The sequence below is a fragment of the Streptomyces sp. McG3 genome (genome assembly GCF_018619185.1).
Taxonomy (GTDB): domain Bacteria; phylum Actinomycetota; class Actinomycetes; order Streptomycetales; family Streptomycetaceae; genus Streptomyces.
The window spans coordinates 1-14,359 of the sequence record NZ_JAAXYC010000202.1; the positions used below are offsets into that span (position 1 = coordinate 1).

Annotated in this window: 17 protein-coding genes and 3 pseudogenes; 13 read left to right on the forward strand and 7 right to left on the reverse strand. The window is 71.4% G+C overall.

Features of this window, described 5'->3' with window-relative positions; translation table 11 throughout:
• Positions 1–1,443: SpoIIE family protein phosphatase (locus tag HET64_RS26610; protein ID WP_215109700.1), on the forward strand; the 1,443-nt coding region annotated here is incomplete at its 5' end.
• A 98-nt stretch (positions 1,444–1,541) separates the two neighbouring features.
• Complete coding sequence (locus HET64_RS26615) at positions 1,542–2,291, forward strand: DUF1838 family protein (protein ID WP_215109701.1); 750 nt, start codon at positions 1,542–1,544, stop codon at positions 2,289–2,291.
• Positions 2,292–2,336: 45 nt separating this feature from the next.
• Here HET64_RS26615 and HET64_RS26620 read toward each other — a convergent pair whose 3' ends face one another.
• The 3 genes from HET64_RS26620 to HET64_RS26630 all read right to left on the reverse strand — a co-directional run bounded on the left by HET64_RS26620 (position 2,337) and on the right by HET64_RS26630 (position 4,841).
• Positions 2,337–3,110, reverse strand: a complete 774-nt coding sequence (locus HET64_RS26620) for a calcium-binding protein (RefSeq protein ID WP_215109702.1) — start codon at positions 3,108–3,110, stop codon at positions 2,337–2,339.
• A gap of 199 nt (positions 3,111–3,309) precedes the next feature.
• Entirely contained in the window at positions 3,310–3,825 is a 516-nt protein-coding gene (locus tag HET64_RS26625) for a lytic polysaccharide monooxygenase auxiliary activity family 9 protein (RefSeq protein WP_215109703.1), read from the reverse strand.
• Between the two features lie 134 nt (positions 3,826–3,959).
• Positions 3,960–4,841, reverse strand: a complete 882-nt coding sequence (locus tag HET64_RS26630) for an HAD family hydrolase (RefSeq protein WP_215109704.1) — start codon at positions 4,839–4,841, stop codon at positions 3,960–3,962.
• Between the two features lie 336 nt (positions 4,842–5,177).
• Here HET64_RS26630 and HET64_RS26635 point away from each other — a divergent pair, with 336 nt between their 5' ends.
• Positions 5,178–5,768 carry a hypothetical protein gene (locus HET64_RS26635; RefSeq protein ID WP_215109705.1) on the forward strand — a complete coding sequence of 197 codons (591 nt, stop codon included), beginning with the start codon at positions 5,178–5,180 and terminating at the stop codon, positions 5,766–5,768.
• 82 nt (positions 5,769–5,850) lie between these two features.
• Here the strand turns inward: HET64_RS26635 and HET64_RS26640 are convergent, their stop codons facing one another.
• Positions 5,851–6,060 carry a DUF397 domain-containing protein gene (locus HET64_RS26640; RefSeq protein ID WP_215109706.1) on the reverse strand — a complete coding sequence of 70 codons (210 nt, stop codon included), beginning with the start codon at positions 6,058–6,060 and terminating at the stop codon, positions 5,851–5,853.
• A 150-nt stretch (positions 6,061–6,210) separates the two neighbouring features.
• On the opposite strand from HET64_RS26640, the gene HET64_RS26645 reads away from it, so the two are divergent.
• The 7 genes and pseudogenes from HET64_RS26645 (at position 6,211) to HET64_RS26675 (ending at position 11,692) form a co-directional block, all read left to right on the forward strand.
• Entirely contained in the window at positions 6,211–6,675 is a 465-nt protein-coding gene (locus tag HET64_RS26645) for a hypothetical protein (RefSeq protein ID WP_215109707.1), read from the forward strand.
• A complete protein-coding gene (locus tag HET64_RS26650; protein ID WP_215109708.1) occupies positions 6,672–7,478 on the forward strand; it encodes a hypothetical protein in 807 nt (268 codons plus the stop codon). Before HET64_RS26645 ends, HET64_RS26650 begins: the two co-directional genes overlap by 4 nt.
• A gap of 28 nt (positions 7,479–7,506) precedes the next feature.
• A complete protein-coding gene (locus tag HET64_RS26655; protein WP_215109709.1) occupies positions 7,507–8,421 on the forward strand; it encodes a glutamate ABC transporter substrate-binding protein in 915 nt (304 codons plus the stop codon).
• 78 nt (positions 8,422–8,499) lie between these two features.
• Positions 8,500–8,604, forward strand: a pseudogene (locus HET64_RS26660) (aminocyclopropane-1-carboxylate deaminase/D-cysteine desulfhydrase family protein); the annotation flags it as partial.
• Between the two features lie 281 nt (positions 8,605–8,885).
• Positions 8,886–9,050 (forward strand): annotated as a pseudogene (locus tag HET64_RS26665) (AraC family transcriptional regulator); the annotation flags it as partial.
• 412 nt (positions 9,051–9,462) lie between these two features.
• Positions 9,463–10,626 (forward strand): S1 family peptidase, encoded by a 1,164-nt coding sequence (locus HET64_RS26670; RefSeq protein ID WP_251145912.1) that lies wholly within the window; start codon positions 9,463–9,465, stop codon positions 10,624–10,626.
• A 91-nt stretch (positions 10,627–10,717) separates the two neighbouring features.
• The gene (locus HET64_RS26675) at positions 10,718–11,692 is read left to right on the forward strand and encodes a hypothetical protein (protein ID WP_215109710.1); all 975 of its coding nucleotides are present in this window, start codon (positions 10,718–10,720) and stop codon (positions 11,690–11,692) included.
• Positions 11,693–11,759: 67 nt separating this feature from the next.
• Here the strand turns inward: HET64_RS26675 and HET64_RS26680 are convergent, their stop codons facing one another.
• Genes HET64_RS26680 through HET64_RS26690 form a run of 3 tightly spaced genes read right to left on the reverse strand, consistent with a single transcriptional unit; the run spans position 11,760 to position 13,028 of the window.
• Entirely contained in the window at positions 11,760–11,969 is a 210-nt protein-coding gene (locus HET64_RS26680) for a DUF397 domain-containing protein (protein ID WP_215109711.1), read from the reverse strand.
• Positions 11,970–11,985: 16 nt separating this feature from the next.
• The gene (locus HET64_RS26685; RefSeq protein ID WP_215109712.1) at positions 11,986–12,195 is read right to left on the reverse strand and encodes a DUF397 domain-containing protein; all 210 of its coding nucleotides are present in this window, start codon (positions 12,193–12,195) and stop codon (positions 11,986–11,988) included.
• Complete coding sequence (locus tag HET64_RS26690) at positions 12,192–13,028, reverse strand: helix-turn-helix transcriptional regulator (protein ID WP_215109716.1); 837 nt, start codon at positions 13,026–13,028, stop codon at positions 12,192–12,194. Before HET64_RS26690 ends, HET64_RS26685 begins: the two co-directional genes overlap by 4 nt.
• A 108-nt stretch (positions 13,029–13,136) precedes the next feature.
• Here HET64_RS26690 and HET64_RS26695 point away from each other — a divergent pair, with 108 nt between their 5' ends.
• From HET64_RS26695 to HET64_RS26705, 3 genes and pseudogenes are all read left to right on the forward strand, one after another.
• Positions 13,137–13,394, forward strand: a complete 258-nt coding sequence (locus HET64_RS26695) for a hypothetical protein (RefSeq protein ID WP_215109713.1) — start codon at positions 13,137–13,139, stop codon at positions 13,392–13,394.
• A complete protein-coding gene (locus tag HET64_RS26700) occupies positions 13,391–13,798 on the forward strand; it encodes a hypothetical protein (protein ID WP_215109714.1) in 408 nt (135 codons plus the stop codon). Before HET64_RS26695 ends, HET64_RS26700 begins: the two co-directional genes overlap by 4 nt.
• Positions 13,799–13,803: 5 nt before the next feature.
• A pseudogene (locus tag HET64_RS26705) lies at positions 13,804–14,232 on the forward strand (hypothetical protein); the annotation flags it as partial.
• Between the last annotated feature and the right edge of the window lie 127 nt (positions 14,233–14,359).

Sequence of the window (14,359 nt, forward strand, 5' to 3'; positions counted from 1 at the left end):
GACCGGGAGCGCTCGGCGGGGGTGACCCGCCGCCTTCCCGCCCGTACGCCGTACGCGCTCGCCACCACCGACCTGCGGGCCCGGCTCGTCCCGCTCGGGCCCGGCGCCCCGTGGCCGGACACCGACCCGGACGGGGCGCGCGCCGTCGCGGAGACCGGCGCGCACTCCCTGATCGTGGTGCCCCTGACCCTGCGGGGCGCGGTCCTCGGGCTGGTCAGCCTCTATCGCTGCGGAGCGGCCGAGCCCTTCGACGACGACGATCTCTCCCTCGCCGTCGCGGCGGCCACCCGGGCGGCCCTCGGCATCGACAACGCCCGCCGCTACGAGCGCGAGCACATCATCGCCTCGACGGTCCAGCGGCGGCTGCTTCCGCAGGCCGAACGCCATCAGGCAGCCGTCGACACCGCGCACGTCCTGCTGCCGGGCCGGGACAGCGGCTGCTGGTTCGACACCATCGCCCTGTCCGGGGCCCGCACCGCGCTCGTCGTGGGCGGCGTCCCGGGTGAGGGGCTCCAGTCGGCCATCGCCATGGGCCAGTTGCGTACGGTCATCCAGGCGCTGGCGGGTCTCGACCTGGAGCCGGCGGAGGTCCTCGCCCGGCTCAAGGACACCGCCGACCGCCTCGCCCAAGAACGCGCCGCCCTGCCCCCGGCCGACGCCCTCCGGAGCGAACCCCTCAGCGCGGGCTGCGTGTACGGGGTCTACGACCCGTTCACGCGCACCTGCACCGTCGCGCGCGCCGGCCACCCCGCGCCGCTGATCGTCGGCCCCGACCGACGGGCGGTCGCCCTCGACGTGCCGGAGGGGCCCGGACTCTTCTCCACCGACAGCGCCCTCTTCGCCCCCGCCACCGTCACCCTGGAGGTGGGCAGCCTCCTCGCGTTCTGCACCGCCGAGCTGCTCTCCGGCGACCACGCCGCCGAACGCATCACCCAGACCCTCGCCCGGCCGGGCCGAAGCCTCCAGCAACTGGGCGACGACATCGTGTACGCGCTGCCGGACGACACCCGCTCCGCCGGCGCGGCCCTGCTCCTGGCCCGTACGGGTACGGTCTCCGACCACCTGGTCGCCACCTGGGACCTGGCCCAGGACCCCACGACGCCCGCCACGGCCCGGGTGCTCGTACGCGACCGGCTCCAGGGCTGGGGGCTGGACGAGGACACCGTCGAGGCGACGGAGCTGATCGTCAGCGAGCTGGTCACCAACGCCGTCCTCCACGGCTCCCCGCCGCTGCGGCTGCGGCTCCTGCTGGACTCCACGCTGACCTGCGAGGTCCACGACGGCTCCATGGCCTCCCCGCACCTGCGGCACGCCCGGACCGTCGACGAGGGCGGCCGGGGCCTGTTCATCGTCTCCCGGCTCGCCTCCCACTGGGGAGCCCGCCACGGGCCGGACGGCAAGGTGCTGTGGACCGAGCAGGATCTGCCGAGCGGCGATTCCTGACCGCCCCCGCTCCGGCCCCCGCTCCCGACCCTCGTCCCGGCCGGTCCGATTCCGTCCGAGCCGCACGGTGACCGCGCCGATCGCGCAGAGTGGTCCGTATGACGCATCCCGCGGAGCTGCTGCGCTCCTTCGCCCGTACCCGTGCCTCCCTCGACGGCGAGGAGGTCACGTACTGGTGGTCCGGAGACGTGTACTCCTGGGCCCCCGATGAGCCCTACCGGCGGATCTTCGGTTTCGAGGGCCTCAACGTCTCCCGGCTGGTCCAGGACCCGGAGGCCGGGCCTGACGCGTACCAACTGCTCACCCGTGAGGCCGCGTTCTATCTGGATCCCGTCAGCCGCGAGATCCTGGAGACCTGGCAGGACCTGCCGGTGGTGCACGTCTGGAACGACCCGGCCAACCAGAAGTGGCGTCCCTTCCCGATCCCGACGACCGACCTCGGGGATCAGGTCTGCTTCAGTCTGGAGATCCCGCTCGCCTACCCGTCGCCGCTGCCGGTGGCCGAGTATCCGGTGCACTCGGCGGGGGACACGTACAAGGCCCTGGAGCTCTTCCAGTTCTTCGCCGACCGCGCCGACCTGGCGGGCCCGGCGCCCAGCGTCCCGGCCACCATGTCGTGGAGCCGGATGTCCCCGTGGCTCCCGTGGATGGCCCGGGGGCAGCGGCCCGGCGGCCTCACCTTCCACTGCCGGGGCCGCAAGCTCGGCGCGTACGGCGAGGTTCCCGAGCGCACCCGCGCCTACATCGCCGAGCGCCATCCGGAGTTCGCCCACGCCCCGGAGGAGTGGAGCGAGCCGAACGAGACCAGCTGGACCTACTTCCGCAAGCTCGACCCGCCCCGGGGCTGAGGGCCACGGGGTCCGGGCCCCCGGCGGCCCGGACCCCGGCCCCGCCTACCGGAGAACGATGTTCCGGCCGGGGCCGCCGTCGACGCTGTCCTTGCCGGAGCCGCCGACGATCAGGTCGTCGCCGTCCTCGCCGTGCACCATGTCGTCGCCGGAGCCGCCGAGCAGGACGTCGTCGCCCTCCCCGCCCATGACGTGGTCGTCGCCCGGGCCCGCGTACACGAGGTCGTCGCCGTCGTACGCCTCGATCATGTCGTCGCCCCGGCCGCCCCACAGCCGCTGGTCGCCGTCGACGGCCATCAGGTGGTCCATGCCGTCGCCACCGTCCAGGACCACGCGCCCCATGACCATGTCGTTCCCCGCGTCGCCCCGCACGGTGTGCGCGGTGTGGGCGTGCAGCATGTCGTCGCCGGGGCCGCCGCTGACGGTGGCGACCCCGGGGTCGCTGGTGGCGATCTCGTCGTCGCCGTCGCCGAGGAAGACGTCGATCCGGTCCGGCCGGGAGCTGTCGGTGGGCAGTTCGCAGACGACGTAGGTCTCGTCCCCGGGGGTGAGGTAGGCGCAGTGGTCGCCGGGTACGAGCGGGACCGCGTCGCGGAAGCCGATCCGCCGGACTCCGTCGCCCCGGTCCATGGGGACCACGTGGAGGTCGTTCACCTGGCCCGCGCCCGCGGTGAAGGTGATCGACTGCTTCGCCCAGTCGGCGCCGACGCGGGCCTTCGCCCCGGTGCCGGTGGGGGCGGCGAGTGCCGGGGAAGCGGCGAGGCCGGTGGCGAGCAGGGCCACGACGGCCGCGCGGGCGGTGAGTCGGTGTCGGTTCATGGGACCTCATCTCGGTGGTGCGGCCGGTGGGTCGGCCTGCTGGCGTGGGCCTGCCCGGGGACCGGCGACCGCGGTCGCGAGGGCGGCGTCCTCGCGACCACGACCGGCGCGCTCCGGTACCCCGGACAGGCTCTGTTCGTCCCGGCGGGGCCGGGCGGGGTTGCGGTATCGCGTCAGCTCACGTTCACGCGGTACCGCGTCAGCTCACGTTCACGTCCACGCAGGCGTAGAACGCGTTGGCGGTGTCGGCGATGTTCCACACGGCCAGCACCTTCTGCTTGCCGGACAGGCTGCCGAAGCTGACCTGGTGGGTGACGGTGGCGCCCGGCTGGGCACCGCCGTCGTTGAACTCGGCGATCTTCCGGCCGCCCGCGTAGTACTGCCAGGTGCTGGTGGCGTGGCGTGCCGTCAGCCGCCAGTTGAAGCTGGTCGTCCGGCTGACCGGGGTGACCTTCCAGCCCTTGTTGTCATTGTTGAGCTCGGCGAAGCCGGCGTTCCCTCCGCTGCAGCTCGTCAGCCCCTTGGGGCCCTCGACGCTCTGCGGCTCGTACTTGATGGCACCGCAGGAGACCGTTCCGGCGGCGCACTGGGCCTGTCGGCTGGGGGGTGATGAGATGTAGCCGTGCGCGCTCGCGCTGCCGGCCGGCAGGCTGACGGCCAGGAGCGGGGCGATTCCCGCGCCGATGGCGACGGCTAAGAGCCTCTTGCTTTTCATGACAACTCCTCTGTGGGGGTTCGTGCCCGCCCGCGCGGAGACGGGGCAGGCATGCGCATGTCAAGCAGCAACGCCGTGACGGTGGGGCTGTCACGGGTAGCGACGGAAGCGTACCGCTCTTGGTCTAGACCAAGCTAGTGCCCCGGCGCGACCTCTGCGCCCGGCCGCCGGGCACCGGCCGGGCCGAACAGGCGCTCCAGGACCACCGCGACCCCGTCCTCCGCGTTCGACAGGGTCACCTCGTCGGCCGCCGCGCGCAGCTCCGGATGCGCGTTGCCCATGGCGACCCGGTGGCCCGAACCGGCGAACATCGGAAGGTCGTTGGGCATGTCCCCGAACGCGACGATCCGCTCCGCCCCGACTCCCAGCAGCTCGGCGGCCACCGCCAGCCCGGTGCCCTTGTCCACTCCGCGCGGGGCCAGCTCCACCGTGCCGGGACCCGCCATGGTCACCGTCGCCAGATCGCCCACGGCCCCCCGTGCCGCCGCGGCCAGAGCGTCGTCGCCCAGGCCGGGATGGCGCACCAGCACCTTGATCACGGGCCGCTCCCACAACGCGGCCCGGGAGCCGACGCGTTGGGCGGGAAGCGTCGGGTTCGGCATCCGGTACCCGGCCTCGATCAGGGTCACCCCGTCCACGCCGTCCTGGTCCACGGCGGCGAACACGGCCCCGACCTCGGCCTCGATCTTCCCGAGCGCGGTGTCGGCGGCCTCCCGGTCCAGGGCGGCGGACCGCAGCAGCCGCCCGCCGCCCGCCCCGGCCTCGTAGAGCTGGGTGCCCTGCCCGCAGACGACGAGCCCGGTGTACGCCAGGTCCGCGAGCAACGCCCGTATCCCGGGCACGGGCCGCCCGGTGACGACCAGGTGCCGGGCGCCGGCCGAGGCGGCGAGGGCGAGCGCGGCCCGGGACCGGGCGCTCACGGTGTCGTCCGGGCGCAGGAGGGTGCCGTCCAGGTCCGTGGCGACGAGGGCGTATGCGGGAGTGATGCCGGGGGCGTATGCGGGTGGCGTGGGCATGGCCCCCAGCCTAGAAGGGCCCGAACGGCCGCTTGCCCGCCAGGGGCGGATCGGGTAAGCGGACCACGGGCACTCGCTCACCGTCGGGGGGTGAGCCGTCGGCCGGTGGACGCTCCCTCGGCGATGCGGTCCGGGCCCCGTGGCGAACGCCCGGCTCGCCGCCCGGACAGGTCCCCACCGTGCCGACCGGCCCGCCTGTCACTCCGGAGTCGGATCCGCCATCGACCGCGCGGCGTAGGCGGTTACGCCCGCAGGCCGATCCCGGACCCTCCCGGGGCTGGGAGGGTCAGGAAGTGAACGGGCCAGTCACCAGCCTGCCGAAACCGAGGATCCCACGTGCCCACGATCAGTGCCGACGGCCGCGTCATCACACGGACCGGCCGGTTCCGCGCCGCCTGGCGCGCCGCGCACGAGCCGGCCCCCGGAGTCTCCCGAGGACTTCGACTCACCGCGTACGCGGTGCCCCTCGTAGTCCTGCCGTCCAGCGTGTGGCGTCTCCCGGCGGCATTCGGCGACGGGATCAGCTTCGCCGAGCGGATGTACATCCCCTTCCTCTCGGTCGTCTCCGAACTTCTCGCCTTCACCGCGATCGGCCTGGTCGCCCGCTGGGGCGAGATCTTCCCGCACGGGATCCCGCGCCTGGGCGGGCGCCAGGTCCCGACGCGGGCCGCGGTCATCCCGGCCGCCCTGGGGGCCGCGGCCCTGACACTCCTGTTCACCGTCCTGGCCATCGTCAACGAGATCCGCGGTACGACGATCCGCGGCGACGCGCTGTCCGACGATTTCCCCGGTGAGGCGGGTGGCTGGGAAGCCGCCTGGTTCTACGTCTGCTACACGCCACTGACCCTCTGGGGACCACTCCTGGCCGTACTGACCGTCGCGTACTACCGGCGCCGCCGCGGAATCGATCGCGATACCGCGGGGTGAGACCCGCGGCGGCTTCTGGCCGCACGGCACCGGCCCCACCGTGTCCGCTCGGTGGGGCCGGTGCCGTGCCGCCTCGGATGGCTCAGACGGTGCCGAGGTCTCCGGCCCGGACGCCCGCGACGAAGGCGGTGAACGCGGTCGCGGGGATGGTCAGGGCCGGGCCGCTCACGTTCTTGGAGTCGCGGACGGGGACGATGCCGTGCGGGGTGGCGAGGTTGGTGGCGACCTGGATGCACTGGCCGCCGTTGCCGCTGTACGAGGACGTGTGCCAGCGGGGGGTTTGGGTCGTCACAGGATGCCCGTTCGCACCTACCTGATCAGGCCTCATCCACACCCACGAGGAACACATCTGGCAACCTGTCAGAAGCATGGAAAACCCTTTACCATGGGCCTGTTGACAGTGTTGGAGCGGCGCACCAGAGAATCGGTAACGGGGGCTCCCATGACCAGTCTTCCCGAGATATCCGCTGAACTCGCCACCTACTTCTCCCTGACGGCCGAGGTCCTGGGCGCCGCGATGGTGGCGAGTGCCGCACAGCGACTCACGGACGGGTCGATCGACGCAGGCCAGGGCTACTTCCGCAGGCTCTTCCGCCGGGGCGGCGGCGAGGACACCCCGATCGGACTGCCCGAGGGCCGCAGCGAACGGCGCGCCGACGAGCTCCTCGGCGCACTCTCCCCCGAGGACAGGGAGCGGCTGGCCGCGGCCCTGACGGCGTGGGTCGGCGAACAGCGGGACCGCCGTCCGGACGAGGCCCGCCTGGCGGAACTCGTGGCGTCCGCCCCGGCGCCCAACCGCACCTACAACGTCACGGCCCAGGGCCCGAACTCCGCCGCTTTCGGCTCGGTGGGGGACGGCGCCGCCTTCCACTTCGGCGGCGGCAGTCGTCATGAGGACGGAACGTGAGTTCCGGAGGCCCCGACGCGGACAGAAGCACCGAGGTCGCCAACGTCAGCTCCAGCGGCCCCGGCTCGTCCTCGATCGGCTCGGTCGGTGACAACGCCACGTTCAACTGGGGTTTCAAGCGGCCGTTGAGGCACGTCGCGTGGCTCCCCGTGTCCGCCTGGCTCGTTGTCGCCGCCACCACCGTCTTCGCCGTCTTCGCCGTCGTCCAGTGGCCCGGCGGGCCGCAGGTTCAGTACGTGTGGTTCTACGTCCTCGCGGCCCTCGCCCTGCTGGCCGCCGGCACCGCCGCCCTGTACCCGGCCGACCGGACCGAGCAGACCCGCGACGCCGCGCAGCAGGCCGCCGAAAGACGGCGGCGCACAACGGTCCGTGCGGTCCTCGTCGGCGCTGCCGCGCTCTGCAGCGGTGCCGGTGCGCTCGCCTGGGTGGACGTCGAGCGCACCGGCGAGGTCGGCGTGGAGATGACCATCGGGGGCACGCAGCCCGTGGACGACGCCGGCGGCACACTCACGGTGGTGATGACGCCGCAGGCCGCCGGCTTCGTACGGGACAAGCTGCGCCTGACGCTGACCATCAAGGACGACGATCCGAACACGCCCACCTGCGTCGGCAGGACCACGGCGACGATCACCACCGTCACCCCGGGCATCACCCCGCACCATTCGGAGGTGCCCGCGCAGTCGACCGTCGACTTCGACCTCGGCGGGCGCGGGGGAGCGGTCCGGTTCGACGTCGCCGTGCGGCCGGAGACAGGCTGCTCCATGCGCCTTGCGCAGGCCCGCGGAACGTTGCACAACGACTGAAGAACCGAAAAGACTGTGAGGACCGTTCATGGGGAAAACAGGTCACCGTCACCGCACCATCCGCACCGGGGCCGTCGCGGCGGCCCTTGCTGGAGCTTCCCTGGCCGGCTGCTCGTCGGAACCCTCGTCACTGCTCGCCGAGGGGAAGATCGAGATCGGCAGCAAGGGCGATCAGCCGGGCACGAGCTACTCACCCCACGACGGCGAGTTCAACGGGTTCGACATCACGGTCGCCCGGGAGGTGCTCAACAGGGTGGGGGTCAAGGTCAAGTCCTCGGATTTCGAAGGCGTCCTGTCCAAGAACCGGGCCCGCGCCCTGCACGACGGGGACGTCCAGCTCGTCGCGGCCACTTACTCGATCACGGAGCAGAGGATGAAGCCGACGTCGGAAGGCGGTGACGGGCTCGACTTCGTGGGCCCCTACGCGTCCACCCGACAGGGCATCCTCGTGCGTGCCGGGGACGTCGGACGCTACAAGGACCACAGTGACCTCAACGGGCGGCTCGTCTGTGTCTGGGAAGGCACCACTTCCGCGGCGGAGCTGAAGAAGCCGGCGTACAGCCTGATCCGCACCGTCGATATGACGGACGCGCAGGAATGCGTCAAAGCGCTGAAGGAGAAGAGAGTCGATGCTCTCTCCACCGACCAGCTGATTCTCTACGGGTTCATGAAAGAGGAACCCGGTCTCAGCGTCGCGCACGCCCTGACGTTCGGCCCGTTCAACGACTACGGCATTGCCATGGCCAAGGGCCACCGCGAAGACTGCGAGAAGCTCCGCAAGGCCCTCCTGGACTACGCGCAGAGCAACGACTGGGACCGCGACTTCCAGATCAATCTGCCCCTCGTGCCCAAGAAGGACCGCGACGAGGCCAGGCCCACCGACGACGAGATCGAAGGGATCTCCTGCCTCGACGGACCGAGCAACGCGAAGATGGACGGCTGACTGCCGCCCCCCAGCGGCGGGCACCGTTCGCCGTGTTGTGATGTGACACGGGAACCGCTCCTGGCCGTACGGGCCGTCATCGACCTGGTACGCGGCGGCGAGATCCCCAGGAGCTCCAACGTTCTGTACGCGCACCTCGGCGGCCGGCCCGCGCTCAACGCCTACAGCGCCGTCTTCCGCTGACGGCCCCGACAGCTCCCCGCCGTACCGTGGCGGCCGGTTCCGCGACGGCGCCTGCAGGGTGTGCCGAACCGTGGGCGTCAGCCGCCTCCGCCGCCGCCGCTGGTGTGGTCCGGACCGAGGTCACGCTCCCGGCTCCGGTTCGCGCCGGACCCCCACTGCTCGTAGCAGATGAGCCCCGCCCCGATGAGCAAGACGATCCCCGTAGCTATCAGCGATATCCATGCGCCGGCGTCCATGTCTGCGGATGTACCCACCGCTGTCGGTGGGAAGCCTCCCCGGGGCTCCCAACGCGCCCCTCGGGCGGTCGGGAGCGCTACCTCGACAGGTCTCTACCGGAGGAGATCGGCGCCGACCCGCTCGCCAGGGTCGTCGCCCGGGCGCTGGAGCACCTCCACGAGCGGTTCGCCGTGGAGACGCCGGCCGCGCGGGCGTGGATGAGCCGTCGTGACCCCGGCGTCACTCGACCGTGGCCACGTTGAAAAGGCTGACGGAATGACGATTCGCGTGGGCGCGGACGCGCGGATTCGCGCTTCGGCAGGAGATGAATTGCGAACGGCGGCTTTTACAGTCTTCCCGGCGTTCTGTTAAAACTTCCCCCCGTCAAGCACCTTGCTGGCGCTGAGCCGTTGGGCCAAAGTTCATGTCGCGGCGGGCCTCGCTCCCGTCGCCTGGCGGAACTCACTCCCGGCGACGCGCGCTGACGTATCGCCGAATATAACCCCCCTCGCGAGTTCTGCCTGCCATCCGGAAGGAATCAGCGTGCGTATTTCCCGCAGTTCTCGCAATCCCCAGAATTCCCGCCGTTCCGGCACGTACAGATTCGCCTTCGTGGCGGCCGCGCTCTCGGCCTCCGTGGTCATGGGAACCCAGGCCACCGCCCAGGCCACCGCCCAGGCCACCGCTCCCGCCGGGGACGCGTCAGCCCCGCTCTACCAGCCCGAGATGGTACGGGCGCTCGCCGCTTCGCTCGACGTGGACGAGAAGGCGGCGACCGACCGGCTGGACCGGCAGGACGCCCAGCAGAAGCGGCTCGCCGAGCTCCGCGAGGACGGACTGGCCGACGACGGCGCGTTCTTCGACGCCTCCGGCGACCTGACCGTCAACGCCACGGACCGCGCCGACCTCGCCCGGTTCGAACAGGCCGGTCTGGAAGCACGGTTGCCCGTTCGGGGCGAGAGCACACTCGACCGGATCAAGGCGCGGCTCGACGCGTCCGCCGCGAAGAGCGCCCCCGCCGGCGTGGTGGCGTGGTCCGTGGACCTCGCCGCCGACCAGGTCGTCGTCAAGGTGAACAGCGACCGCTCGGCCCCCGCCAAGGCCTTCCTCGCCGCAGCGGCGAAGCACGGCTCCGCCGTCAAGATCGTGCGCGGCGAGGAGAAGCTCGCCCCCCAGGCAGCGATATACCCCGGCAGCAAGATGACGATCAACAGCACCACCGGCTGGTGTTCCGTCGGCTACGGAGCCCGCGACCGGTCCGGCAACCAGTACCTGGTCACCGCAGGCCACTGCGTCGCCAACCTCCCGACCTTGCGCTACGACGGCACCGCGTTCGCCAAGGGCACCAAGACCCGCTACGCCCTCGGCACCCGCAGCGTCGACATGGGTATCGCCTCCGTCAACTCCGGCCACTCCATCACCACCAGCGTCGGCACCTGGGGCAACACCAACCCCATCGCCGTCCGGGGCAGCAGCCGGGCCGCCTCCGGCGCCTCGCTCTGCAAGTCCGGTGCCACCACGGGCTGGACCTGCGGCACCGTCGGCTCCTACAACGTCTCGGTCACCTACGTCGACCTCAACGGCGGACCCGACACCGTCGTCACCGGCCTCGCCACCTCCAGCGTCTGCACGGAGGGCGGCGACAGCGGCGGCGCGTACATCTCCGGCAACCAGGCCCAGGGCATGACCTCCGGCGGCCCCACCAACCAGCGCTGCACCGGCGGGGTCGACTCCCGCGGCTCCTCCTACTTCCAGCCGCTCGACGACACCCTCGCCCACTACGGGCTGACCCTCAACACCAACTGACCCGCGACAGAAGGGCTGACCAGGGGCCGTCCACCGGGCTAAGGTGGGCGGCCCCCGAGCCGCTGGTGCCCGCAGACCGTTGAGAGACGCCATGCCGCATCCCCTCCCCGACGTCGACGACCTCGAAGCCGCCGAAACCGAAGCCCCCGAGGGCCTGGTGGACGCCCTCGAAGGGTGCCGAGAGGCAGACGCGACCTTCGCGGCCGTGTTCCGCCAAGCCCTGCGCCGACGTGGACTCCCGCTGGAACGCGTCCGCGACCACCTGCGCGCCCAGCAGATATCCGTCAGCCTCGCCACCCTCAGCCACTGGCAGCGCGGTCGCAGCCAGCCCGAGAAAGCCCAGTCGCTCCGCGCCGTCGATGCCCTGGAACCTCTGCTCGACCTGCCGACCGGCGCCCTGCGCTCGTTGCTCGGACCGCACCGCCCCCGGGGCGGGGCCCGGCCGCCCGACCCGGCCGCTGCCCGCGGAGTCTTCGGTGAGGACTCCGATGTGGAGCAGGCCCTCGGTGACGCGTTCGCCCATTTCAACGTGGGTCTGCGTGCGCTCACCATCCAGGAGACGGTCTGCTTGGACGAGCACCGCGCCATCCGTGAAACCTCGGTGACCACCGTCGTCCAGGCCGTTCGCGACGGCGTCGACCACCTCGGCGTCGTCCACTTCCTCGACTCACCGAAGGCCGGAACGGCCGCCCTCGACGTCCCGGGCCGCCCCGCACCGCGTATGCGGTTCCTGGAGGAGCTGGGCTGCGTGGCCGCCGACATTCCGCTCGGCCGCCGGCTGGCCCGTACGGAGACGGCGGTCATCGCCTACACCCTCCGGGCGGAGGGAGAGGTCTCCTGGCAGCACGAGCGCCGCGTCACCGTTCCCCTGCGCGCGTATCTGCTGCATGTGCGCTTCGACCCCCGGGCGGTGCCCACTCAGTGCTGGGGATACCGCCGCGAGCGGATCGGCGCCGACCCCAGCCACCGTCACCGCTCGGCCCTGGACGACTTCCACACGACCCACCTCATGCCGACGCGGTGCGTACCGGGCGTGTACGGGATCGAGTGGAGATGGCCGGACTGAGCGACGCGGGGCCGCAAGCCCCACCGTGAGCGCACGGTGGGGCTTTTGCTCTGCCGGCACGGGTGGTTCAGGCGCTGCCGAAGTCTCCGGCCCGGACGCCCGCGACGAAGGCGGTGAACGCGGTCGCGGGGATGGTCAGGGCCGGGCCGCTCACGTTCTTGGAGTCGCGGACGGGGACGATGCCGTGCGGGGTGGCGAGGTTGGTGGCGACCTGGACGCACTGGCCGCCGTTTTCGCTGTACGAGGACGTGAACCAACGGGGGGTCTCGGTTGTCACGGGTGCCCTTCCGTAGTTACGGGTGCTGCAACTCTCCGGACTTGATACCCGTCACGAAGGCGATGAATGCGCTGGCCTGAACGCTCAGGCTGGGACCGCTCACGTTCTTCGAGTCGCGGACGGGGACGATGCCGTGCGGGGTGGCGAGGTTGGTGGCGACCTCGACGCACGCGCCGCCATTGTTGCTGTACGAGGACGTGAACCAACGGGGGGTCTCGGTTGTCACTGGATGCCCTTTCGCAACTGCCTGAACATGTCTACGGACGCCGCCTGGGAGGGCGCTACCGCCTGCATCTGATGGTAGGCCGTCAGATGCGGCACCACCGAGCCACTTTCGCGTTCCAAATAGCCCTGCTGTGCCGACTCCGCGTACGACATGAGCGAGCGGTCGGGCATGGTCAGGATGTAGAGCGGCAGATCGAACGGGCGGTGCTCGCCCATGTCGAACGTGGCCACCTGGATCACGGTGTTGGGCTGCTCGGCGAACTCGATCAGCCGGTCCACCTGTGCCTTCATGACCTCTGGCCTGCCGACCGGCCTGCGGAGGCAGCTCTCGTCCAGCATCGCGAAGACCAGCGGCGGCTTCTCCCGGACCAGGGACGCCTGGCGCTCCGCGACCAGCGCTACGCGCTCTTCCGCCTGGTCGGCCGTGATCGCCTGTCGCCTGACGGCGCTGTCGGCCAGGACCCTGGCGTACTCCGGGGTCTGGAGCAGGCCCGGGATGACGCCGACCTCGTACAGCCGGATCTCCGCCGCCCGGCGCTCGTAACCGAGGAACTCCGGGAAGCCCTCCAGCAGGCTGCCGTGCTTGATCTGGCCCAGCTCGCGCTCGAAAGACGCCTCGGTCCCGGTGAGCCCCAGCGCCCGGTCCGTACTGCGCGAAAAGCGCAAGGTCGCGAGTTTGCGACCAGTTTCCACCGACGAGATGTGCGTGCTGGAGTAGCCGTTGTGGTCCCCCAGCTCCTCCTGCGTCCAGCCCCGCTTCTCCCGTAACTCGCGCAGACGTGCACCGTAGGCCGCCTGCGCGGAACTCTCCGGGTTCAATTCCTTGATGTTCACGGACTCCACCCCCGATCTTCCTTGCCGAACAGGCAAGTTGAATGGCTCCTGACGTTAGGTCACGCTGAATCGCCCCGGTAGTCAAACGGCTACAGAGAGGAGCGATAGGTGTACGGCGAGAACGTTTGCCCGAACGCGCAGCCTCCCGACCCCCCTGCCCCCGGCACGCTCATGGTGGACACCGCGCGCGGTGACCGCGTGGGCGAGTTCCGCGGGGTCGCCGGCCCCTACTGGTCGCTCCGGCCCGTGGGCGGCGGGGCCGAGTGGGAGGCCGAGCCGCACCGGGTCCGGCCCGCGCTCCTCATGGAGCAACTCCGGGCCAGGACCGCACGTCTCAACGCCCGCAGCCGGGGTGAGGTCCTGTGAACGCGGCGCAGACGCAGGTCCGTTGGTACGTCGCCGAGAGCCACGGCGGCGACGCGTCGCGGTCCGTCCGGCTCGGCGGGATCCTCGCCCCGACACGACGGCTGGCCCTCCGCTGGCTGCGGCGCCAGGCCCAGCGCTTCGCGGACGCGCTCGACCCGGACCCGTACGCCCCCTGGCTCCCGGCCCGCGCGCTGTACCCGGTCCCCGCCGGGGGCCGGCGCGACGCACCGGCCGAACTCCGCTCCTGGGCGGACAGTTTCCGCGAGCACGACTACGCGCTGACGCGGCTCGCGGACGGGCTGCCGTACGAGTTCGTCGCCCGGGACACCGCTGCCTGGTACGGGCTCGTCATGCGCCCCCTGGCCGTCGCCGCCCGAACTCCCCCTCCTCACCGGCAAGGATGAGCGCCATGTTGCAGTGCACCGCCTTCACCGAACTCCCCGAGATGGGTGCGCGGGTCGCGCTCATGGGCCGGGCGGGCGGGCCCGGCGCGGCGTCGGAAGCGCCCGACCTGGACGAGTTCCTGCTCTGCGAACTCGGCGAGCACGACGAGGAGGTCGAGCACGCGGCCCAGCTCTGGTCGGCCTCGGCCCGAGCCGGGCGGGATCTGTGGATGTTCTGGACCGACGCCGATCAGCGCCGGAAGTTCCGGTTCACGGAGCTGCTGCCGTGCCCGGCCGTCATTCATCGGCTGTCCGTCAAGGACGGGGACGCCTGCGTGCTGTACGACCGGCATCCGGCCGCGCACTCCTGGGACGTGACGGATCCGCTCGCCGATCTGATGGCGGAGCGGATCCGGGAGGACGTACGGCGGGACCGGGACGGAGGCGGCGGGAGGACGCAGGGTAAGCGTAGCGCCGCAGCCGCTATGTTCCATTACGCCGACTCCGTGGGTATGACGCAAGAAGAGAAGCGTGATCTTTTCCGCGATATCGAGCATGATTACAACAGTGGCGTCACGGCCG

Excerpts from the sequence above, each read along its gene's own strand:
- HET64_RS26615 (WP_215109701.1), top strand. The coding sequence starts at position 1,542 with ATGACGCATCCCGCGGAGCTGCTGCGCTCCTTCGCCCGTACCCGTGCC.
- HET64_RS26620 (WP_215109702.1), bottom strand. The coding sequence starts at position 3,110 with ATGAACCGACACCGACTCACCGCCCGCGCGGCCGTCGTGGCCCTGCTC.
- HET64_RS26625 (WP_215109703.1), bottom strand. The coding sequence starts at position 3,825 with ATGAAAAGCAAGAGGCTCTTAGCCGTCGCCATCGGCGCGGGAATCGCC.
- HET64_RS26630 (WP_215109704.1), bottom strand. The coding sequence starts at position 4,841 with ATGCCCACGCCACCCGCATACGCCCCCGGCATCACTCCCGCATACGCC.
- HET64_RS26645 (WP_215109707.1), top strand. The coding sequence starts at position 6,211 with ATGACCAGTCTTCCCGAGATATCCGCTGAACTCGCCACCTACTTCTCC.
- HET64_RS26655 (WP_215109709.1), top strand. The coding sequence starts at position 7,507 with ATGGGGAAAACAGGTCACCGTCACCGCACCATCCGCACCGGGGCCGTC.
- HET64_RS26670 (WP_251145912.1), top strand. The coding sequence starts at position 9,463 with ATGGGAACCCAGGCCACCGCCCAGGCCACCGCCCAGGCCACCGCTCCC.
- HET64_RS26675 (WP_215109710.1), top strand. The coding sequence starts at position 10,718 with ATGCCGCATCCCCTCCCCGACGTCGACGACCTCGAAGCCGCCGAAACC.